General features: G+C 57.1%; 19 protein-coding genes. 15 read left to right on the forward strand and 4 right to left on the reverse strand.

Annotation, left to right across the window (positions count from 1 at the left end; genetic code table 11):
• Positions 1-2,678: 2,678 nt before the first annotated feature.
• Entirely contained in the window at positions 2,679-3,017 is a 339-nt protein-coding gene (locus U5O12_RS03010) for a hypothetical protein (protein WP_322577203.1), read from the reverse strand.
• 575 nt (positions 3,018-3,592) lie between these two features.
• Between U5O12_RS03010 and U5O12_RS03015 the strand changes: the two genes are divergently transcribed.
• From U5O12_RS03015 to U5O12_RS03040, 6 genes are all read left to right on the forward strand, one after another.
• A complete protein-coding gene (locus U5O12_RS03015; RefSeq protein WP_322577204.1) occupies positions 3,593-3,856 on the forward strand; it encodes a hypothetical protein in 264 nt (87 codons plus the stop codon).
• 36 nt (positions 3,857-3,892) lie between these two features.
• Positions 3,893-4,531, forward strand: a complete 639-nt coding sequence (locus U5O12_RS03020; RefSeq protein ID WP_322577205.1) for a c-type cytochrome — start codon at positions 3,893-3,895, stop codon at positions 4,529-4,531.
• Positions 4,532-4,645: 114 nt separating this feature from the next.
• The gene (locus U5O12_RS03025) at positions 4,646-6,778 is read left to right on the forward strand and encodes a cytochrome c biogenesis protein ResB (protein WP_322577206.1); all 2,133 of its coding nucleotides are present in this window, start codon (positions 4,646-4,648) and stop codon (positions 6,776-6,778) included.
• A gap of 5 nt (positions 6,779-6,783) precedes the next feature.
• Entirely contained in the window at positions 6,784-8,142 is a 1,359-nt protein-coding gene (gene ccsB, locus U5O12_RS03030) for a c-type cytochrome biogenesis protein CcsB (RefSeq protein ID WP_322577207.1), read from the forward strand.
• A gap of 44 nt (positions 8,143-8,186) precedes the next feature.
• Positions 8,187-9,194 (forward strand): protein-methionine-sulfoxide reductase catalytic subunit MsrP, encoded by a 1,008-nt coding sequence (msrP, locus tag U5O12_RS03035; protein WP_322577208.1) that lies wholly within the window; start codon positions 8,187-8,189, stop codon positions 9,192-9,194.
• A 3-nt stretch (positions 9,195-9,197) separates the two neighbouring features.
• Positions 9,198-9,821, forward strand: a complete 624-nt coding sequence (locus U5O12_RS03040) for a protein-methionine-sulfoxide reductase heme-binding subunit MsrQ (protein ID WP_322577209.1) — start codon at positions 9,198-9,200, stop codon at positions 9,819-9,821.
• A gap of 34 nt (positions 9,822-9,855) precedes the next feature.
• Here U5O12_RS03040 and lysA read toward each other — a convergent pair whose 3' ends face one another.
• Together lysA and lptM are read right to left on the reverse strand one after the other, a co-directional pair.
• A complete protein-coding gene (lysA, locus tag U5O12_RS03045; protein WP_322577210.1) occupies positions 9,856-11,139 on the reverse strand; it encodes a diaminopimelate decarboxylase in 1,284 nt (427 codons plus the stop codon).
• A complete protein-coding gene (gene lptM / locus U5O12_RS03050) occupies positions 11,136-11,315 on the reverse strand; it encodes an LPS translocon maturation chaperone LptM (protein WP_322577211.1) in 180 nt (59 codons plus the stop codon). Before lptM ends, lysA begins: the two co-directional genes overlap by 4 nt.
• A 12-nt stretch (positions 11,316-11,327) precedes the next feature.
• Here lptM and cyaY point away from each other — a divergent pair, with 12 nt between their 5' ends.
• Positions 11,328-11,657, forward strand: coding sequence for an iron donor protein CyaY (gene cyaY, locus U5O12_RS03055; protein ID WP_322577212.1), 330 nt, complete (start codon positions 11,328-11,330; stop codon positions 11,655-11,657).
• Here the strand turns inward: cyaY and U5O12_RS03060 are convergent, their stop codons facing one another.
• On the reverse strand, positions 11,658-14,015 hold the full coding sequence (locus U5O12_RS03060) for a penicillin-binding protein 1A (protein WP_416221428.1): 2,358 nt from the start codon (positions 14,013-14,015) through the stop codon (positions 11,658-11,660). It lies immediately after the preceding gene.
• Between the two features lie 278 nt (positions 14,016-14,293).
• On the opposite strand from U5O12_RS03060, the gene U5O12_RS03065 reads away from it, so the two are divergent.
• Genes U5O12_RS03065 through U5O12_RS03100 form a run of 8 tightly spaced genes read left to right on the forward strand, consistent with a single transcriptional unit; the run spans position 14,294 to position 22,312 of the window.
• Entirely contained in the window at positions 14,294-15,373 is a 1,080-nt protein-coding gene (locus tag U5O12_RS03065) for a pilus assembly protein PilM (protein ID WP_322577214.1), read from the forward strand.
• Positions 15,370-16,029: a PilN domain-containing protein gene (locus U5O12_RS03070; RefSeq protein ID WP_322577215.1), complete on the forward strand. Its 660-nt coding sequence runs from the start codon at positions 15,370-15,372 to the stop codon at positions 16,027-16,029. Before U5O12_RS03065 ends, U5O12_RS03070 begins: the two co-directional genes overlap by 4 nt.
• 9 nt (positions 16,030-16,038) lie before the next feature.
• Positions 16,039-16,704, forward strand: coding sequence for a type 4a pilus biogenesis protein PilO (locus tag U5O12_RS03075; protein WP_322577216.1), 666 nt, complete (start codon positions 16,039-16,041; stop codon positions 16,702-16,704).
• Positions 16,701-17,249, forward strand: a complete 549-nt coding sequence (locus tag U5O12_RS03080) for a pilus assembly protein PilP (RefSeq protein ID WP_322577217.1) — start codon at positions 16,701-16,703, stop codon at positions 17,247-17,249. The genes U5O12_RS03075 and U5O12_RS03080 overlap by 4 nt, the downstream gene beginning before the upstream one ends.
• 8 nt (positions 17,250-17,257) lie before the next feature.
• Positions 17,258-19,336 carry a type IV pilus secretin PilQ gene (gene pilQ / locus U5O12_RS03085; RefSeq protein WP_416221436.1) on the forward strand — a complete coding sequence of 693 codons (2,079 nt, stop codon included), beginning with the start codon at positions 17,258-17,260 and terminating at the stop codon, positions 19,334-19,336.
• Positions 19,337-19,369: 33 nt separating this feature from the next.
• Positions 19,370-19,894, forward strand: coding sequence for a shikimate kinase (locus U5O12_RS03090; RefSeq protein WP_322577357.1), 525 nt, complete (start codon positions 19,370-19,372; stop codon positions 19,892-19,894).
• A 44-nt stretch (positions 19,895-19,938) separates the two neighbouring features.
• Entirely contained in the window at positions 19,939-21,045 is a 1,107-nt protein-coding gene (gene aroB, locus U5O12_RS03095; RefSeq protein WP_322577218.1) for a 3-dehydroquinate synthase, read from the forward strand.
• Positions 21,046-21,103: 58 nt separating this feature from the next.
• A complete protein-coding gene (locus U5O12_RS03100) occupies positions 21,104-22,312 on the forward strand; it encodes a deoxyguanosinetriphosphate triphosphohydrolase (protein WP_322577219.1) in 1,209 nt (402 codons plus the stop codon).
• Positions 22,313-22,316 lie beyond the last annotated feature (4 nt).

Raw genomic sequence — 22,316 nt, forward strand, 5'->3', positions numbered from 1 at the left:
AAGGGAATGCGGACCTATCGAAGCGAGTGTGTCTAACCGTCGCTAATAAAAGCCCCGCAGCTGCTTTCCACCTGAAGCACGTTTTGATGATGTAGTAGGTTCAGCCGAGCTTGCGACATGGGCAAGAAATCAGACCCGCGGGCTTATCGGTTTGTGAGTGTTGAGCAAGTACCTAACCGTCGAGAAACAGGCCGCCGTTCTTGTCCTATCGTACGAGTCGCATGCCAGACAGCCGCAGAAATCGAACTCGGTAGGCTTAGGGAATGCGTACGTAAGTGGCGCGAGACATAGGGCCAAACATGGGCTAAGGCACAGATCAAATTCGTGGCGACCTTGTACTTCGCCGCAGATACTGATCACGAATGATGATCACCGCGTGCTTACTCTTGCCCGTCCCCTTTTTGCCCGTGGAGCGTAATCGGATTTAGCGCACAGGAGTGGAGGAGAAAGAAAGGGAAAGGTAGGAGCGAACAATAGAAGGACAGAGGGAGAGGAAACGCGACATGAACGCCCAAGGTTTTAATACCATCGGTGAGACGTGGGCGACAGCGGACAGGGAGATAAGAAGCGGGGGATGAACACACGCGCATGAAGAAAGACAGGAGAGAGAGACAGGCGCGCACACACGGAACGAAGACGACGAAGATAGAGCGAGAGAGAAAATAGACGGAACAAAGCGCGGGGATGGCTATCATGGGGTGGCGAAGCGAGCGCACGAGGAAGGGAGAGAGGCCGAAAGGGCCGAGGACAGCGACCGGGGGGGTGACCCGGGGAAAGGACAGCGCCGGTGTCTGCCGGCGGGCGGGAGGGGGCGACGGGGTAAGAGGTGGGACGAAGAGGGGAGGAAGATAGAGCGGGAAAAGGATTGAGGGCCGGAGGGCTCGCCGGGCGCTGGGGAGCGGCGTACAGGGGGGGGGGGGGTGCCGTTTACGTGAGAGGCGGCCCGGAGGCGAGGTTTCACTGGGAGGAGGGCCGGGAGAACTCGCACTCCGGGTGGTCCCGGGGGGGGGGGGGGGGGTGCCGTCCGAGGCCGGGGACTTGCCTGCCAGGAGACGCTTCTAGGCGGAGGCTAGACCCGCCGGGGGGGGGGAAGGGGGAGGCCGGGACGGGGGGAGGGGGGGCGGACTACCGAAGAAAGACTGCTAACGGGGGCGGAGAAGGCAGCCGGACTGGGGAATGGTGGCCTCTAGCTCCGAGGGGGCGCCCTGCGGGGGAACGGGAGCCTAAACGCCTCGCCGCCGGTAAAAGCACGACCCATTCTCCGGAGGGCAGGTGACGCCCAGGAGCGCACAGCGCGCGCGGAAGTTTGCCTTGCTCCCACCATGCGTAGACGAGTGATACGTGGAAAGGCCGCGCCGTCGCGGACCGCACGGGGGGGAGAAGGTTCGCTTTTAGGGCTCGCGCCCTGAACTGTCCGCTGAAGCGGCGCCGCCGACTGGAGGAGCGCGGTGGAGACCGAACCGGGAGTTCCGACTGCTTTGAACGGGCGGAGAGGAGACGAGGGGCCTCACGTGTTACCAAGGGGGTTCCACCGCTAGCGCATCGTTCCACATCGGACGGGCGGGGGTGAATACCCGCCCCGTAGCTATACGCTGGCCGCTGGGTCTGAAACACGGAGAAACTCCAGGGGAGGGGAGAGAGGGAGGGTTGCGACGGCGGGGATAAAAGAGGGAGAGGGAAAGAAGGATAGCCGGAGGGAGGGCGACGGTGATGGGCCTAGATGGTTCGGGAGTGCACTGCACAGAAAGCCGAGGGGGCTTTGAGCCTGACGGCTACGCTTGATCCATCGCCGAGGCGATGCAACGGAGGCGACTGAAGGCCGAACCGGGCCGAAGCCGGCCGGTGGTAGGCTTTGAACCGCTTCATGCGGGAGGGTGGCGCGAGAGCACAGAGCAAAGGGGGGGGAAGGAGCGAGGCGATAATTTTGCTTATGGCGGTCAATAAAGGGCGTTGCCGGACGGTGCGACATTGCACCAAAGGACGGACAAGCCGACCTGTGGCTAATGTCTTTGGTTGACGGGAGGGAAAGCCGGGGGAGGAGGGGGGCGGAGTTGCACCCTTGAAACGAGTTTAAGGTGCAACCGGATGTGAGGGGAAAAGCAAAAGCCGAGGACGCGCTTCCCGGGGAATGCACTACAAACAACCGAACAGCCGCCCCGCCGTGGCTTGTAGCTCGCCCGTGGGCACAACTCACCTGCCCAAAGGGGTGCCCCTGTGGACAGCCGGGTCCGTGAGTTGCACAATGGGCTGCGCGCCCGCCGTGGACAAACCTTTACCTTGTAAAGGTGTTGCCCCCGTGGCTTTGCCCTACCAGTTTTTTACTTCTCTTTTTTTGTCGAAGATGGCGCCCCCACGCCGCGTAGAGTGCCTGCCGGTGGCGCGCACTTCCAGAAGGACGAGCCCACCGCCCGCGGCAAGGTAGACGCCGAAAAGCTAGTATGGCACTTTCCCCGCAACGGGAGCCGCTTTTGGAGGCTGGAGAGGACCGGGTTAGGCAAGACCACCGCCCCCCATGGGTTTGTCCAAGGGCGCCGCCCGGTAGACACCGACCACGGCAACCCAACAAAGCCCACGCAATAACCCGCTTCACTGCATGCCCCCGATGTACCCGAGCGCAAATAGCACCACGACGAAGCCGCCGCTTAGAAGGTGCTGGAGCTGCTCAAAATCGGCGGCAGTCATTGCGCAGCCTTGGCAGCGGCAGGGGCGCTGGCGGCGGGAGCGGGACCAGTGCGCACGGGCACAGGCTGTAGGCCAGTCAGGCGAGCTGTAATGTCGCCCTTCTGATCACCGAAGGTTGGCACGACAAGCGCGAACGAAGCGCGGAATGTGCCGAGCGCGAGGCCTTCACGCAGGACCGGAGGGATCACCAGACGCCCGACGCACTCAACGCCGCCGAGGTCATCCAACAGCAGGCATTCGGCGGTGTGGCGCTCCCATGGCTGATTGGTTTTCTTGGAGATACCCGACTCAACGGGGTTGATTTTGAGAACCTGGACAGTAGAGGAAAAAGACATAGTTGGCTTTCGATAAAGTTACGGGCAAAACGCGCCCCAACTGCCCCTACCCGCGAGGCAGGTAGAGGCGATTCACAACGACCAGAGAGGAATAGATATGGGAGCAACACTGCTCGGAATGTCAGTAGGCGCAGGGCTAACAGTGCTAGCACTCGCGTGGGTGATACGCGAGGCGCGCAGACCCAAACGACCAATGACAGACGAAGAACAGAAACGACTCAAGGAGGTAGCCGACTCGTGGCCGTTTAAGCGGAAAGAGTAGGAGCCCGCCCCCTGCACAGACACGGCGGGAGCCGTCACAGATAACGCCGGATCTACAGAAGCAGGGGGAGGGCAAGGGTGACAGCCAGCTTGAATAATCAAACCAGCCAGCTCACGAAGCTGAAAGAGGAAAACAGACCGATATGGAGGGAGCGCAGAAAGAGCAGCACCACGCATAAAAGCCAGATGTTCAGAAGCAGGGGACACGGTGACGACTCCGGTGTTAAAGTTGCATTTACGTGCAGAGAACTGCACTAACTGCAAATATACCAGAATACTGCACTTATGTGCAGATAAATTGATTGGGGTTTTCTATGCCTATCGACGAGCTAATAGCACTTGCAAGCATCCGGAGCGGAAAGAAGAAGAAAGCGCTGGCATCCGAAATGGGACACGCAGACGAAACACGCCTAAGCAAACTGGCGAGCGGCAGACTCAAGGCAGACGCATCCGAGATTGTTTTTCTAGCGGCAGCGGCAAAGCTTGACCCGATAAAGGTGCTAGCGGAGATCGAGAGCGAACGGCACCCAGAACTCGCCGGGGTATGGGGAAACCTGATAACAAGCGCGGCACTGTAGAATGGCGCTGTTTTGCTCACCAGACACGACATTCCTATGAAGTTGATTGCACACCTGCTCCTCGCGGCCTCGTTCGCGGCCTTCTCTGCGCCTTCTTTTGCACAAGACGCCAAGCCTGAGGCTGCCAAAGCTGCCAAACCAGACTTGGTGAAGGGTGAGGCTAGCTATACCGCAGTGTGCGCCGCCTGCCACGGTGCTGACGGCAACGCGGGGTCCCCCGCGTACCCCAAGCTGTCGCAGCAACATCCGGAGTACCTGGTCAAACAATTGCAGGAATTCAAATCTGACAAGCGCAACAACGCGGTGATGAAGGGATTTGCCTCCGCGCTGAGCGATGAAGATATGAAGAACATTGCGTACTGGGTCACATCGCAGAAAGCCAAGCCCGGGTTTGCAAAAGACAAAGCTTTGGTGTCTTTGGGTGAGCGTATCTATCGCGGTGGCATTGCGGATCGTCAGGTTCCCGCTTGTGCCGGTTGCCACAGCCCCAACGGCGCTGGCATTCCGGCCCAGTACCCCCGTTTGAGCGGTCAGCATGCGGATTACTCGGTGGCCCAGTTGGTTGCCTTCCGTGATGGCGTGCGTAAAAACAGCTTGCAGATGACCCAAGTCGCAGCAAAGATGAATGACCGTGAAATCAAGGCTGTGGCGGACTACATCGCCGGCCTGCGGTAAGCCCTTTTTTCGGTGCGAGGCAGGTTCTCAGGAACCAATCGCACCGAGACCACCCTAACAGGCGGGTCCATCCCATGATGGCCTGCCTTTTTTTTTGAATATTCACTGCCTCCCATGACCGTTTCCACCCAAGGCCTGGTATTGCAAACAGGCTCGCGTGCTTGGCGCTCTGCGGTCGAGTTGCTGTCGTCCATGCGTTTTGCAATTTCGCTGCTGACAGTAATTTGCATTGCATCCATCATTGGAACGGTGCTCAAGCAGCACGAGCCCCTGAATAACTACGTTAACCAATTCGGGCCATTCTGGGCTGAGGTGTTTGGCGTGGCCAGCCTCTACAGCGTCTACAGCGCGTGGTGGTTTTTGTTGATTTTGGCGTTTTTGGTGACCAGTACCTCTCTGTGTGTCGCCCGCAACACGCCCAAAATCCTGACTGATCTCCGTTCTTACAAAGAGAACATCCGCGAGCAAAGCCTCCAGGCTTTCGGGCAGCGCGCGCAGATGGAGTTGGCAGAACCCGCAGAGCTGGCTGCGCACCGGATCGGTAATTTGCTGGTCAGTGGGGGCTGGCGGGTGAAGTTGCAGCGCCGAGAAACTGCCCAGGGCATTGGGTGGATGGTGGCTGCCAAAGCAGGAGCTGCCAACAAACTGGGCTATATCGCCGCCCACAGCGCGATTGTGTTGGTGTGTTTGGGAGGGCTGCTCGATGGGGACTTGATCGTGCGGGCTCAAATGTTGTTTAACGGCAAAGAGGTCTATAAAGGCGGTGGGCTGATTGCGGATGTGCCGGCGCAGCATCGTCTGAGTGAGCGCAACCCGACCTTCCGCGGCAACCTTCTGGTGGCAGAAGGAACCCAATCGAGCACGGCCATTCTGAATCAGTCAGATGGCGTGTTGCTCCAAGACTTGCCTTTCGCCATCGAACTCAAAAAATTCATTGTGGAGTACTACTCCACGGGCATGCCCAAATTGTTTGCCAGCGATATCGTTATCCACGACAAGGTGACGGGCGAGAAAATTGAAGCGCGCACCGAGGTGAACCACCCCGTCAAGCATCGGGGCATCGAGATATTCCAGAGCAGCTTTGATGATGGTGGCTCCAGCTTGCGCCTGCGTGCCCAATCACTGACCGGGCGCACCCAGCCCTTCGAACTGAGCGGCGTGGTCGGTGGCTCTTCACAACTGACCAACCAAGCCGGCGCAACCGGCGATCAATTGACGGTGGAGTACACCGGACTGCGCGTGATCAACGTTGAGAATTTTGGTGGTAACCCGGCGGAGGGTATCGATGTCCGCAAAGTGGATTTGCGCGATGCGGTGAACGCCCAAATGGGTGCCGCCAACAAGACCAAAGAACAAAAAAACCTGCGCAACGTGGGGCCCAGCGTGACCTACAAGTTGCGTGACGGGGCGGGGCAAGCGCGGGAATACCACAACTACATGTTGCCGGTGGACATGGGCGAGGGAGTGCCGGTGTTCTTGCTGGGCATGCGTGAGACGCCGGCGGATACCTTCCGCTACATCCGGGTACCCGCGGATGAAAAAGGCTCCATGGACGATTTCATGCGCTTGAGCCAGGCGTTGGCAAACTCCGCGATGCGTGAAAAAGCAGTGCAACGTTATGCCACGAAGGCTGTGGATGGCAAACGTCCTGAACTTTCTGCTCAACTGAGCGCATCGGCTGCGCGCGCGCTGGCCTTGTTTGCCGGAGTACCTGTGGGTGGGCAGACTCCTGCAGTGGCGGGCTTGCAGGCCGTATCGGACTTTATTGAGGCGAATGTGCCCGCGGAAGAGCGCAGCAAAGCGGGTGAGGTGCTGGTGCGGATTCTGAATGGCGTTTTGTTTGAGCTGGAGCAGGTCGCGCGCGAGCAAGCAGGTTTGCCTGCGTTTGCGCCGGACGCGCGTGGCCAGGCCTTTATGACTCAGGCTGTGCTGGCCTTGAGTGACGTGCCTTTGTACCCGGCGCCTTTGGTTTTGACACTTGCGGATTTCACACAGGTACAGGCCAGTGTGTTCCAGGTGGCGCGCGCTCCCGGAAAGACAGTGGTCTATCTGGGCTGTGCCCTGCTGATTATTGGGGTGTTTGCCATGCTGTATGTACGGGAACGCCGCGTTTGGGTATGGTTGGCTCCCAGTGCTGACGGCGCGACGTCACATGCCACCATGGCGTTTTCTACGAATCGCAAGACTTTGGACAGTGACCAAGAGTTTGAGCATCTCAAAGCACGCTTGATAGCTTGGAAGGAATAAGAGATATGAACGCAGTTTCCGGTACCCGCAACGAGACACTGGGCCAGGCATCCGCGGATGCCATTCGCCTGAATGTGGGGTACTTTGCCCGCCGCACTTGGGTTGACTGGTTGTTTGGGTTGCTGGTGCTCGCTGGCGGGCTGTTCGCGTTTACGCGGTATGCCGACAGCATGGATGTCTACGAAAAGGGCATTCTCTTGGCGGCCATGCCCTCTGTTGTTTGGTTGGGCTGGTTCTGGCGTCCTTTGCAAACCTTGATGCTTGTGGTGGCTGGTTTGTCGCTGGCGGCTGTGTTCTCCTATGAGGGTGCGCTGGAGCGTGCCGAGACGGTGTTCTGGCTCAAGTACTTTTTGTCCAGCCAGTCGGCCATTCTGTGGATGAGCATGCTGTTCTTCATGGCCACGGTGTTCTACTGGATTGGCGTGTTTGCCAAGGGCCGTGCGGAGGGTATGGAACTGGTGGCGTCGCGTTTGGTGTGGGTTGCCATCACCATGGCGCTGACCGGCACCATGGTGCGCTGGTATGAGAGCTACTTGCTGGGAGCCGACATCGGGCACATCCCGGTAAGCAACCTGTATGAAGTGTTTGTGTTGTTCTGCTGGATGACTGCGGCCTTTTACTTGTATTTTGAAGCCCAGTACAAAACCCGCGCCTTGGGTGCTTTTGTCATGCTGGTGATCAGCGCAGCGGTGGGGTTTTTGCTGTGGTACACCGTGGTGCGCCAAGCCCATGAAATTCAGCCCCTAGTGCCTGCGCTCAAGAGCTGGTGGATGAAGTTGCATGTGCCAGCCAATTTTATTGGTTACGGCACTTTTGCGTTGGCCGCCATGGTGGCATTTGCCTACCTGATCAAGCAGCAGGCGACCGAAACCCGTTGGTACAAACTGGCGCCCTTGTGGCTGCTGGGCATCGTTTTGTGTTTTGAGCCGCTTGTGTTTCGTCGGTCTGCCAGTGGTGGAATGAGCGATTACTGGGCTGTCTACTTCGGTTTCTCGGCTCTGGTGGTAGCGGGTATTTTGCTGGGGCGCAAGCAGATTGCGGCCAAGTTGCCCAGCTTTGAGATATTGGACGATGTGATGTACAAGTCCATCGCGGTCGGCTTTGCCTTCTTCACCATCGCCACCGTGCTGGGGGCGCTGTGGGCCGCTGAGGCCTGGGGCGGCTACTGGAGCTGGGACCCCAAGGAGACTTGGGCGCTGATTGTCTGGCTGAACTATGCCGCTTGGCTGCACATGCGGCTCATGAAAGGTCTGCGGGGAACGGTGGCTGCTTGGTGGGCCTTGGCGGGTCTGGCGGTGACCACGTTTGCTTTTATTGGCGTCAATATGTTCCTGAGCGGATTGCACAGCTACGGAACTTTGTAAGAAATGGCAATGTCGGACGACCAACGACCAGACGAGGAGTCCCCATGTTGATCAAGTCCCAGAATTCCGGTTTCGACCACCCGATCGCCAGCGAGATCACCGCCCGTGGTGTGTACGAAGAGCGTCGCCGCATGCTCAAACACCTGGCAACGGGTGTGGCGGGCCTGGGTATGGCGCAATGGGCTGCGCGGGAAGCGCTGGCGCAAGGCGCTGTCTGGGGTGCCGCGCCCGGCAAACTGGCTGCGTTGCCATCGAAGGTGTCCGCCGTGGCTGGCGCCATGGCGATGGAGAAAGTCACCGCCTACAAAGATGCCAGCAGCTACAACAATTTCTACGAGTTTGGTACTGACAAGGCAGATCCTGCCGTCAACGCCCATACGCTCAAGACCGATCCCTGGTCAGTAGAAGTCGAGGGGTTGGTGAAAAAGCCAGGGCGATTTGCACTGGAGGATCTGCTCAAGCTCAGCCCCATGGAAGAGCGGATCTACCGCTTGCGCTGTGTGGAAGGCTGGTCCATGGTGATTCCCTGGGTGGGCTATTCGCTGGCCGAGTTGATCAAAAAGGTGGAGCCGCTGGGCAGCGCCAAGTACGTGGAGTTCCTCACGCTGGCGGACCCCAAGACCATGCCCTTCGTGGGCTCGCGCATTCTGGACTGGCCGTATGCAGAGGGCCTGCGCTTGGACGAAGCCATGCACCCGCTCACTTTGCTGAGCTTCGGCATGTATGGCGAGGTGTTACCCAAGCAAAACGGTGCACCGGTACGCCTGGTGGTGCCGTGGAAATACGGTTTCAAGAGCGGCAAGAGCATCGTCAAGATCCGCTTTACCGAGAAACAACCGGGTACGGCCTGGAACAAGGCAGCGGCCAATGAATACGGTTTCTATTCCAACGTGAACCCCAATGTGGACCACCCACGCTGGAGCCAAGCTACCGAGCGCCGCATTGGTGAAGACGGCCTGTTTGCCAAGAAGCGCAAGACTCTGATGTTCAACGGCTACGAGGCCCAGGTAGGGCAATTGTACGCCGGCATGGACCTCAAGAAGTTCTACTGAGGCATGGCGTCCGTGAATGCCTGGCTGGCCCACCGCGCGGCCAAGCCATTGGCGTTCAGTGCTGCCGCTTTGCCCTTGTGCTGGCTGGTGTTTGCCGCCTTCGCTGACCGGCTAGGCGCCAACCCTGCGGAAGCACTGGTGCGTGCGACGGGTGACTGGACGCTGCGGATGCTGTGTGTCGTGTTGGCCGTGACGCCGCTGCGCACCATGGCGGGCTGGCCCGCATTGGCCCGGTTACGGCGCATGCTGGGTCTATGGACCTTTTGCTATGCGCTGCTACACATGTTGGCCTACAGCTGGTTCGATATGGGCATGGATGTGGGCGAGATCGCCAAAGACATCGCCAAACGGCCATTCATTCTGGTGGGCTTTACCGCCTTGTTGTTGCTGGCCGCCTTGGCTGCGACCTCTTTTAACCGTGTAATCAAGGCCATGGGTGCCAAACGCTGGCAGGCGCTGCACCGGGCGGTATACGCCATTGCTGCGCTGGCCTTGTTGCACTTCTTCTGGATGCGTTCCGGCAAAAACAACTTTGCAGAAGTCGCCGTGTACGCGGGCGTTATCGCTGCCTTGATGGGCTGGCGGCTACGCAGGTTTTTTGGCAAAAAGAGGCAAAAAAGCACATAGGTATTGCGCGAGTAGCTCCTGAATTGATAGCGATTTACAGCAGTATTTCGCCACGCAACTGATCTGCCAGGCTGTCACGTTGGCGGATCAGATGGGCGCTCTCGCCATCGACCAAGACTTCCGCAGCCTTGGGCCGGGAGTTGTAGTTGCTGGACATGCTCATGCAGTAAGCGCCTGCCGAAAGTACGGCCAGCTGGTCGCCAGCCTGCACATTCAGCGCGCGATCGTGCCCAATCCAGTCCCCGCTTTCGCAGACCGGTCCCACCACGTCAAATACGTTGTCACTCGCCCTTGCCAGCTTGTTGGCGTCCAGCGGAACAATGCTGTGGAAGGCTTGATACATCGCAGGGCGCGGCAGATCGTTCATGGCGGCGTCCACAATGCAAAAGTTCTTTTGCTCTCCTGGCTTCATGTACAACACTTCAGTTACGCACAAACCGGCATTGCCGACCAGTGAGCGCCCGGGTTCGATCATCAGCTTGCGCCGGCCAAAGCCACGTGCGTCCAGCTTGACCAGTAGCTTGGCCCACAAAGCATCGGCGGTTGGCGGTGTGTCGCCGTTGTAGTTGATGCCCAGACCTCCACCAAAATCGATGTGTTCAATGGGGATGCCAGCCGCCTCAATCGACTCAACCAGATCAAGCATCCGGTCCATGGCATCCAGGTAGGGCGTTTCTTCCGTGATTTGCGAGCCAATGTGGCAGTCAATGCCCACCACTTGCAGGCCAGGCAGAGCCGCCGCGCGTTGGTAAGTGGCTAACGTGCGCTCGTGTGCAATACCAAATTTGTTGCCCTTGAGGCCGGTGGAAATGTAGGGATGGGTTTTGGGGTCCACGTTGGGGTTCACGCGGATGCTGATAGGCGCCTTGCGCCCTGCCGCAACGGCGACCTGATTGAGGACCTCGATCTCAGCTTCGCTTTCCACGTTGAAACAGCCAATCCCGGCCAACAGGGCTTCGTGCATTTCTCTCCGCGTCTTGCCCACGCCCGAGAAGATGATTTTGCGGGCTTCACCGCCAGCGGCCAGCACGCGGGCCAATTCCCCGCTCGACACGATGTCAAAGCCGCATCCCGCCTCGGCAAACAGCTGCAGGATTGCCAAGGAGGAGTTGGCTTTCATTGCGTAGCAGATCTGTGCATTGCGACCTGCAAAGCCTTTTTGGTAGGCCGCTAGCGCAGTCAGCATGGACGATTTGGAGTAGATAAACAGGGGCGTGCCATATTGGACGGCAAGCGTCGCCACCGCGCAGTTCTCCACATGAAGCTGCCCTTGGGCGTAATGAACAAAAGGCGAACCTGGCAGGGAGGGGGTGCTCATGGAGTGGTAGTGGGTGCTGTAGTGTTGGCGGGCGTCGCGGGGCTGGTAGCAGCAGGGCTGCGTGACTCAGATTTGGATGGCAAATACAGTGAACCAGTCTGCCCACAAGCAGCCACAGTGAGCACACTGACGGCAAGGGCAAGGGGTCTGACTAGAATTTGGGCTGCTTTCAACATACTGAAATTGTAATGACCGACCAAGAATTTATGGACCGTGCAGAGACTCTGCTCAAGGCGGTGGAAGTCTGCTGCGACCGGATTAACGATGATTCGGATGCGGACATCGACAATCAGCGCACGGGCGGCATGGTGACCCTGACGTTTCCCAACCGTAGCCAAATCATCATTAACTTGCAGAAACCTTTGCATGAGGTGTGGATGGCTGCCAAGTCAGGCGGCTACCACTACCGCTGGGCGGATGGGCTCTGGCAAGACACTAAAGGACAAGGGGAGTTTTTTAGTGCATTGACTGCCAATGCCAGCCAGCAGGCTGGCATTGCATTGGCATTCAGGGCTTGATCACTGGGTGAACAGGTCCAGGATTTTCTTTTTTTCCTCGGCTGCAGGCATTGGGATGGTTTCCGCTTCAGGCGCGTCGCCCAGGCCCAACGAAGAGATACCAGCGCCCTTGGCGTACTCGTCGTAGTACCACTCGCCCCCTTGGTAGACGACGCCTTCCGGTGCAGCAATCTCAGTGACGGGCACCCCCTTGAGAGCAGTTTCCATGAAACTGATCCAAACAGGCAAGCTCAGCCCGCCGCCCGTTTCACGGTCACCCAACTTCCGTGGTGTGTCATAGCCGATCCAGGTCACAGCGGCCAAGGTGGGTTGGTAGCCGGCAAACCAAGCGTCCATGGAATCGTTGGTCGTCCCCGTTTTTCCGTAAAGATCGGGCCGTTTGAGTGTCGCTTGTGCTCGGGCGGCCGTACCTGAGCGGGTCACTTCCTGCAAGAGACTGGACATGATGAACGCATTGCGAGGTTCGATAGCGCGCTCTGTTTCTTCCAATACGGGGGGGGTGGACTCCACCAGTACTTTGCCCCGCTGCTCGCTGACTTTGGAAATCACCCACGGGTTGACGCGGTAGCCACCGTTGGCGAACACGGCGTAACCGGTGGCCATTTGCATGGGGGTTACCGTACCAGCGCCCAAGGCCATGGTGAGGTATGCAGGGTGTTTTTCTGCCTCAAAGCCAAACTTCCCCACCCATTGCTGGGCGTATTCGGTACCTACCGACTGCAAAACCCGGATGGAAATCATGTTCTTTGACTTGGCCAGACCCCGCCGCAAGGTCATGGGGCCTTCGAAGGTTCCGTCGTAGTTTTTCGGTTCCCAGGGTTGGCCGCCTGTGACGCCAGCGCTGAAGAACAAAGGGGCATCGTTCACCACGGTGGCGGGTGTAAACCCTTTCTCCAGGGCAGCTGAGTAAATAAATGGCTTGAAGCTGGAGCCCGGTTGCCGTAAGGCTTGGGTCACATGGTTGAACTTGTTTTTGGCAAAGTCAAAGCCTCCCACCAAAGCCTTGATCGAGCCGTCCCGCGGGTCCAATGCGACAAAAGCGCCCTCAACTTCAGGCAACTGGGTCATTTCCCAGCCGCCCTTGGCTGTTTTGGCGACGCGAATCACGGCGCCGCGGCGAATTTTTGTGTTGGGTGGAGCTTTCTCTGAGAGGCCTGATTGCGCTGGTTTGAGTCCATCGCCCGTGATCTCTACAATTTCAGCGTTCTGGCGAATCGCTTTGACCAATTTGGGAGTAGCTTCCAGCACCACGGCCGACATTACATCGCCATTGTCCGGGTGCTCATCCAATGCTTCGTCTATGGCGTCTTCCAATTCCTGTGGATTGGAGGGCAGGTTAATGAATTTCTCAGGGCCGCGATAGACCTGCCTGCGCTCAAAGTCCATGATGCCGCGCCGCAAGGCTTTGTAGGCTGCCATCTGGTCCTGTGTGCGCAAGGTAGTCTGTACGTCCAGACCTCGGGTGTAAGTTTCTTCGCCGTACTGAGCGTAGACCAATTGGCGCACCATTTCCGCCACATATTCAGCATGGATGGGATTGGCCGCAGCATTGTTTTTGATTTTTAGCGGCTCAGCCTTGGCGGTCTCAGCTTGTTCTTCCGTGATGAAGTTGTTCTCCAGCATCCGGTCAATGATGTAGAGCTGCCGTGAGCGGGCACGTTTGGGATTAACGATTGGGTTGTAGGCCGAAGGTGCTTTTGGCAGGCCTGCCAGCATAGCCGCCTCGGCGATCGTGATGTCTTTGAGGGCCTTGCCAAAATAAGTCTCTGACGCGGCAGCAAAGCCGTAGGCACGGTTGCCCAAATAGATCTGGTTCATGTAGATTTCCAGAATCTGGTCTTTGCTGAGGTAGTGCTCCAACTTGAAAGTCAGCAGAATCTCATAAATCTTGCGCGTGAATGTTTTTTCAGACGACAAGTAGACGTTGCGCGCCACTTGCATAGTGATGGTAGAGGCCCCTTGGCTTTTGACGCGGCCTACATTGGCCAGACCTGCACGGACCACACCCACATAGTCCACTCCACCGTGCTCATAGAAGCGGGCATCTTCAATGGCCAAGATGGCATGGGTCATGACTTTGGGTATATCTTTGATGGGAGTGAGGTTGCGGCGCTCTTCGCCAAATTCACCAATCAGGTCACCATCGGCTGAAAAAACACGCAGCGGAAGTTTGGGGCGGTAGTCCGAGAGGTCCGAAATGTCCGGCAGGTTGGGGAATGCCATTGCCAAGGCGAGTGCGACCATGGCGAGAATCGAGAACAAGCCAGCCAAGCCAAGTCCAACAAGCCAAAACAAGGCGCGCAATGCCCAATGCATGGGGCCAGTTGATGGCAAGGATTCAGTTTTTGAGGAGGACATACGGGGCGGAGGCTGTCGGGTCCCCGATTATAAAAATGCGGAGTTGACCCAAGCGGGCGGTGAAATCAAGGATTCTTGAGCATAGCGTGCAGACCGGGCACGGACGGACCTAGAAATCCGTCAGCCACTTACTTTGCGTAACAAAACGTCTGCTTTTGGCAACGTTGTTGCAGGGCAAAACGGCAAAAAACCTTTGCCGCTCAACGATCTTGCTGCTAGCATTGAAGTGATTTCTTAAGTTTCGCCGGCTATTTGCTGGTTTGTTTCAGGGGACCGTTTTGATCTCATTGGGGTCGTTATTCAGTCGACAGCCTGCTCCCATGCTTGGGCTGGACATTAGTTCGTCCAGTGTCAAACTGGTAGAGCTGGGGCGTGACAAGGCGGGCAATCTGGTCCTAGAGCGTTGTGCCATCGAGCCTTTGGAGCGAGGGTGGATTTCCGATGGGAACATCGAAAAGTTCGATGAGGTAGCGGAAGCGGTCCGTCGCTTGGTCAAAAAGAGCGGCACCAAAACCAAGCAGGTAGCCATGGCACTGCCCCCCTCGGCAGTGATCACCAAAAAGATCATTCTTCCCGGTGGTATGACGGACCAAGATCTGGAACTGCAGGTCGAGTCAGAAGCCAATCAGTACATTCCATTCCCTCTGGATGAAGTGAGCTTGGATTTCTGTGTGATCGGCCCCAGTGCCGCGTCGGCGGGTGATATTGAAGTATTGATCGCTGCCTCGCGTCGCGAGAAAGTTCAGGACGTGCAAGGTTTGGCCGAAGCGGCTGGGTTGACACCTGTGATTGTGGATGTCGAGTCCTACGCCTCACGTTTGGCTGCTGCACGACTGATCGAAAACCTACCCAACCAGGGTCAAGGCCTGATCGTTGCACTGTTCGAAATTGGAGCAATGACGACCAGTATGCAGGTTATGCGAGACGATGAGGTTTTGTACGACCGAGATCAAGCGTTTGGTGGCGCTCAATTGACGCAGTTGATCGTACGCCAATATGGCTTTTCGCAAGAAGAGGCGGAGAGCAAGAAACGCAGTGGGGAGTTGCCAGAGGACTACGAATCCGCAGTTCTCAAACCTTTTATTGACACGATGGTGCAAGAGCTGGGCCGCGCATTGCAGTTTTTCTTTACCAGTACCCCGCACAACAAGGTGGATTACATCATGTTGGCCGGTGGTTCTGCGGCTTTGCCCGGTCTGACCGGTGCAGTCACCCAGCACACCACATTCTCATGCAGTCTGTTGAATCCGTTTGACGGGATGGAGATCGGTGATGGTGTCAGGTTAAAACGCATGACGCGTGAAGCTCCGTCGTATTTGACCTCTTGCGGTTTAGCCTTGCGGAGGTTTGCGCAGTGATTTTGATCAACCTACTGCCTCACCGCGAAGCAGCGCGCAAGCGGCGCCGCGATCTCTTCAATGTATCGCTAGGCGCCTCTGCTTTGCTCGGGGGCATCATTGCGGGCTCCATCTTTCTTTGGTACCAGGCTGCCATTACCTCTCAACAGTCCAACAACACTTTGCTGGAAACCGAAATCAAGAAGCTGGAAGCACAAATTAAAGATATTGCGACGTTGGAAGCCGAAATTGCAGCATTGCGCGCTCGGCAACAGGCTGTTGAAGATTTGCAATCGGATCGCAACCTTCCAGTGCACCTGTTGACAGAGCTCGTTAACCAGTTGCCTGATGGTGTTTACATCAACAAGATGACGCAAGTCGATCAGGCTGTCACTCTCAATGGGGTGGCCCAGTCGAATGAACGCGTATCAGAACTGTTGCGCAATTTGGCCAATAACACCCCTTGGTTTTCCAAGCCCGAGTTGATTGAAATTGTGTCTGGTACTGCATCCATTTCTGCCAAAGAGCAAAAACGGGTTGCGAACTTTGTGATCAAAGTTCGTTTGGTGCGCGCCAGTGAAGCTGAGAAAGTTGCGGCCCAGATGGCATCGAATGCAGCATCCAGCCCGACACTAGCTTCCTCATCGGCGGTAGCCCCTTCACCGGCCAAACCATAAGTTCAGCGTATGGCTAAAACATCAACCCCTACTTTCGATTTCGTAGTTTGGCAGCAAAAGCTGTCTAGTCAGTTCCGTGATCTCGATCCAAAGGATCCCTCTCTTTGGCCCTCGATTCCTCAGTACGCGCTATTTGTATTCACAAGTATTGTTGTGGTCGTTGCACTTTGGTTTGTCTGGTTGAGTGGCTCGGAAGAGGCATTGAAACTTGAGCAAGACAAGGAGATAGTGCTTCGCGAAGACTACAAAAAGAAACTAGTTAAAGCGGTGAATCTGGATGCTTTGCGCAAACAGCGTGAGCAAGTTCAGCAGTACGTGACGCAACTCGAAAAACAACTGCCCAGTAAGGCAGAAATGGATGCCTTGTTATCGGATATCAACCAAGCCGGTTTGGGGCGTAGCTTGCAATTTGAGTTGTTTCGCCCCGGGCAGGTCGCCGTCAAAGAATACTATGCGGAATTGCCGATTACCTTGCGTGTGGCGGGAAGATTTCATGACATAGGCGCATTTGCTTCTGATATAGCGCATTTGTCGCGTATCGTGACGTTGAACAACCTCACGGTTACTCCTAGGGCCGACAACAGCCTTACCCTGGATGCAACGGCCAAGACCTTCCGGTACTTAGATGGTGAAGAGGTCAAGGCGCAGAGGAAAGCTACGGGAGCGAAAAAATGATCCAGCGAGTTTGGGGTTGGGCCTGTTTGCTTCTATCGGTCGGTTTCTTCTCGGGCTGTGGTTCTTCTAGCGAAGACGAGGTCCGGCAATGGATGGTTACCGAGCGCAATTTAGCACGTCCTAAGGTGGCACCGATTGCAGAGCCAAAGCAATTTGTTCCTGCGCCTTACACAAACATGTCCTCGGTTGAACCCTTCAGCAACCAAAAATTGGCTCAGGCATTGAAACGTGACTCTGCCCAAACTGTTTCGAATGCAGCCTTGGTTGCGCCTGAATTGGCACGTCGGAAAGAGCCCCTTGAAGCATATCCCTTGGACACCATGATGTTGGTAGGGAGCCTGATCAAAGCTGGACAGCCAGTCGCACTAGTCAGGGTGGACAACTTGCTTTACCAAGTCAAAGTAGGCAACTATTTGGGCCCGAATTACGGGCGGGTCATGAAAATTGAAGAGACCGAAGTCACTTTGCGTGAAATTGTGCAGGACGCCGTCGGCGAATGGATTGAACGCGCTGCAACTCTGTCGTTGCAAGAGAGGTCGAAATGATGATTCCTATGCTTATGCGAGAACTGCGAATGTACAAAAGAGTTTGTGCGACCTTTCTGTTGTCTTTGTCCGGCTTGGTGTTTGCACAGCCCTCAATTGAGGCGGTGACAGGTTCCATGCAAGGCGGGAGTGAGGTTGTGAAAATTGACCTTTCGCAAGCTCTTACTGCGCTACCTACAGGCTTTGCGATTCAATCACCCGCAAGGATTGCTTTGGATTTCCCTGGCGTTGCCAATGCAATGGGGCGTTCAACGGTTGAGATCAATCAAGGCAACCTCCGCTCGGTGAGTATCGTACAAGCCGGAGAGCGCACGCGCGTTGTGCTGAATCTTAAGCAACCCGCCGCTTACAAGGCAGAAATCCAAGGCAATTCATTGTTAGTAGCTTTAGAGCCTGTAGTTGCTAGCGGGCCAGCCGCAGTTACTAATTTTGCTGAGAGCCGCAATCGCGACAGCGCACCGTTAAAAGATTTGGACTTTCGCCGGACCGCAGATGGCGCGGGTCGGGTGGTAGTAACTTTGCCGAACAATCAAGTCGGTGTTGATATCCGCCAGCAAGGTCAAACGTTGGTGGTTGACTTCATGAAGTCAACTTTGCCGGAAGGCTTGCGACGCAAATTGGACGTGAGTGACTTTGGCACCCCGGTTAAGTCGGTGACATCTGTTCAGTCTGGCGATCGCGTCCGGATGGTGATTGAACCTCAAGGCCAATGGGAGCACAGCGCATACCAAAGCGATGAACAGTTTGTTGTGGAGATCAAGGAAATCAAGACTGATCCTAAAAAGCTGACGCCCGGTGTTGGTTACAACGGCCAAAAGCTTTCGCTGAATTTTCAGAATATTGAGGTCCGCAGTTTGCTGCAGGTGATTGCTGACTTCACAAACTTTAACATTGTGACCTCTGACTCGGTTTCTGGTTCAGTTACCTTGCGCCTTCAGGATGTACCTTGGGACCAAGCGTTGGATATTATTTTGCAGGCAAAGGGCCTGGGTTTGCGTAAAAGCGGCAACGTGCTTTGGGTGGCGCCCAAAGACGAGATTGCGGCGAAAGAAAAGCTGGATTTGGAGTCCGTCGTTGCGGTCCAGAATCTAGAGCCACTGCGTACACAAGCATTCCAAATCAACTATGGCAAAGCTTCTGACATTGCTGCAGGCCTTGTTGCTGCTGGTTCTGGTCCTGGGCAAGGGGTCACACCCAGCCGCATCTTGAGTAGCAGAGGTAGCGTCATTTACGAAAATCGTACCAACCAACTGTTTGTGACGGACATCCCGAGCAAGTTGGAGCAGGTGCAGCAGTTGATCGCCAAGATTGACATTGCGGTGCGTCAGGTTTTGATTGAGGCGCGTATTGTTGAAGCATCAGACAGCTTTGGAAAGTCCTTAGGCGTGAAGCTTGGTGGGGGCGGTACCGCGGCAGCTGTTGGAGATCGTGCTGGCTTGGCGGTGGGATCGAGTTACGTCGTTGGTTCTGCTGCGACAACATCCGGTAATTTTGTGAACTTGCCGTCTACCGGGGCATTGGGATCATCCAGTCCAGGTACTTTTGCAGTGTCTATCTTCGGTGCTGGGGCAGACCGCTTTTTGAACCTCGAAATCTCTGCTTTGGAAGCCGATGGCAAAGGCAAAGTGGTTTCAAGCCCTCGCGTGGTTACTGCTGACCAGATCAAAGCATTGATTGAGCAAGGAACAGAGTTGCCTTACCAAGTTGCGTCAGCCAGCGGGGCTACGTCGATTGCCTTCCGTAAGGCCAATTTGAAGTTAGAGGTCTTGCCGCAGATTACGCCCGAAGGCAACATTATCTTGACTTTGGATGTGACTAAAGACACTGTGGGGCAGTCAACGCCCGCAGGTTTCGCAATTGATACAAAGCACATCCAGACGCAAGTTTTGGTGGAGAACGGTGGTACTGTCGTTATCGGTGGCATTTTCACTGAAGACCAGACAGAGAGTGAGACAAAGGTTCCATTCTTTGGTGATCTCCCGGGCTTGGGTGTGCTTTTCCGCAACCGCTCCAAGTCCACCACCAAGCGAGAAATGTTGGTATTCATTACCCCCAAGGTGCTGTCTGACAAGGCCATTGCCCGCTAAATCTGGAGTCGGTCGGGTGGACGTGTCTTGCTGTTGAGTATCAGTCTGGTCGGCTTGCCCGGCTCTGGGAAAACCACTGTAGGGAGGCAGCTTGCGCGCAGGCTTCGCCTCCCTTTCGTTGATTCTGATCACGCCATCGAATCCCGCTTGGGTTGTTCGATTCGCGAGTTTTTTGATCGGGAAGGCGAGGCCAAGTTTCGGGATATCGAGCAGGACGTACTGGATATCCTGACGCAAGGCCCCACTTCGGTCATATCAACCGGTGGAGGCGCTGTGTTACGGCCTGCCAATCGGCAGCATCTGCACGAGCGAAGTCATGTGGTCTACCTCAAGTCAACCCCGGAAGAGTTGTTTCGGCGCCTGCGCCATGATGTGAGCCGCCCACTTCTTCAGGTTGCTGATCCTTTGGCGCGCATGCGTGACCTCTTTGTGGTTCGCGATCCGCTTTACCGGGAGGCTGCGCATTTCCTGCTGGAAACTGGTCGTCCTTCCGTGGCGACGCTGGTGAATATGGTAGTGATGCAGCTCGAGCTGTCAGGCCACTTGCCGACTGCTTAGCGAGCCGTTGAAGTGGCTTATTGCCTAGCCTCTAAACTCGGGGTATGACGACGCCTACTTTCTCCACCGTTTCCATCGATTTGGGGGAGCGCAGCTATCCCATCCATATCGGTACAGGCTTGCTGGCCCACGCTGCCACCTACGACCAGCTTCCCAAAGCTGCCCACGCCGTGGTGGTGACCAACACCACCGTATCGCCCCTGTACGCCGACGCACTGGTGTCCGCCCTGCGTACGCAGTACCCGGCGGTAGAGCTGGTGGAGCTGCCCGATGGCGAGAGCTACAAGCACTGGCAGACGCTGAACCAGATCTTCGATGCATTGCTGGGCCAGGGCTGTGACCGCAAAACCATTCTGTTTGCGCTGGGCGGTGGCGTGGTAGGGGACATGACCGGTTTTGCTGCTGCGAGTTACATGCGCGGCGTGCCTTTTGTGCAGGTGCCCACGACCTTGCTTGCGCAGGTGGATTCTTCGGTGGGTGGCAAGACCGGCATCAATCATCCGCTCGGCAAAAACATGATTGGCGCCTTTTACCAGCCGCAAATGGTGGTTTGCGACATCGCCAGCCTCACCACCCTGCCCGCGCGCGAGCTGAGCGCGGGCCTGGCGGAGGTCATCAAATACGGCCCCATCGCCGATCTACAGTTCCTCGCCTGGATCGAAGCCAACCTGGAGGCCTTGATGGCGCGTGAGCCGCAGGCCTTGGCGTATGCCGTGCAGCGCAGCTGCGAGATCAAGGCCTGGGTGGTAGGGCAAGATGAGCGTGAGGCCGGGCTGCGCGCCATCCTGAATTTTGGCCATACCTTTGGCCACGCCATTGAAGCGGGGTTGGGTTACGGCGAGTGGTTGCATGGCGAGGCGGTGGGCTGTGGCATGGTGATGGCGGCACATCTGTCGCAGCGATTGGGTTTGGTGGATGCCGACTTTGTGGCGCGTCTCACGGGGCTGATTACCAAAGCTGGCTTGCCCACCCGGGGTCCCACGCTGGACGCGGCGGACAATGCCGGGCGTTACCTGGCGTTGATGCGCCTGGACAAGAAGTCGGAGGCCGGCGATATCCGCTTTGTGGTGATTGACGGACCGGCGCGTGCAGCCGTGCGCGGCGCACCGGACGCGCTGGTGCGCGAAGTGATTGACCTCTGCTGCGCCTGATTTGCTATTGATTTGATATCTGTTTGCGCATATTCCATAAGCTCTAGAGCCCTATTTCATGCCTGAAGCCTTGCGCCCGTACGCCTGTGATCCCGCCCAGTCCCGTGGGCGGCGTTATGCGCAGCCCGATGCCCCGACGCGCACGGCCTTTCAGCGTGACCGCGACCGCATCGTGCACTCCACGGCCTTTCGGCGGCTGGTTTACAAGACGCAGGTGTTCATCAATCACGAAGGGGATTTGTTCCGCACGCGGTTGACCCACTCGCTGGAGGTGGCCCAGCTGGGGCGCTCCATGGCCCGCACCTTGGGGCTGAGCGAAGACTTGGTGGAAACCATTGCGCTGGCCCATGACCTGGGGCACACCCCGTTTGGCCACGCAGGCCAAGACGCCCTCAATGAATGCATGGCGCCCTTTGGGGGCTTTGAGCACAACTTGCAAAGCCTGCGCGAGGTGGACTGGCTGGAAGAACGCTACCCACAGTTCGATGGGCTCAACCTCAGCTTCGAGTCACGCGAAGGCATTCTCAAGCATTGCTCGCGCCGCAATGCCGAGGCGATTGAGGCGCTGGAGCCCGCATACGCTGATGGCGGCGGCGGGGTAGGGCGCCGCTTTCTGGACCCAGGCCAGCCCAACCTCGAGGCGCAGCTTTGCAACTTGGCCGACGAGATCGCCTACAACGCACATGACATTGACGACGGGGTGCGTTCGGGCCTGCTGACGCTGGAGCAGCTGCACGACGTTCCGCTGTTCGCCGAGTTCAGCCAGGCCGCCCTGGCGCAGCACCCTGACCTGGGTCAGCCCGCGCAGGCGCGCCGCTGGCTTTACGAATCCATCCGCCTGATGCTAAGTGCGCAGGTGTACGACCTGATGGCGGCCACCCAGGCCGCGCTGGATGCGGCGCAGCCCGCGTCCGTGGCGGCGGTGCGCGAGCACCCGCAGGCGCTGGTGTGTTTCAGTGCCGACATGCGGGCCCAGTCCCGCGCCATGAAGGCCTTTTTGTTCAAACACCTGTACCGCCACTCTCAGGTCATGCAGACCATGGACCAGGCCAAGCAGGTTATTGCCGATTTGTTTGCCGCCTACTGCGACGCCCCCACGCAAATGCAAAACGAAGCTGCAGTTCGTCTGGCAGCCCAAGCACCGAAGCACCACCTGCATGAGTCCGATGACCAGCGCCGGGTGGCGGACTACATTGCCGGGATGACCGACCGGTTTGCACTGCGTGAACACGAGCGCCTCACGGGACAGCGCCTGTTTGCCGCATGAGCCA

It is taken from the genome of Rhodoferax sp. (assembly GCF_034519335.1).
Classification (GTDB): Bacteria; Pseudomonadota; Gammaproteobacteria; order Burkholderiales; family Burkholderiaceae_C; genus Allorhodoferax.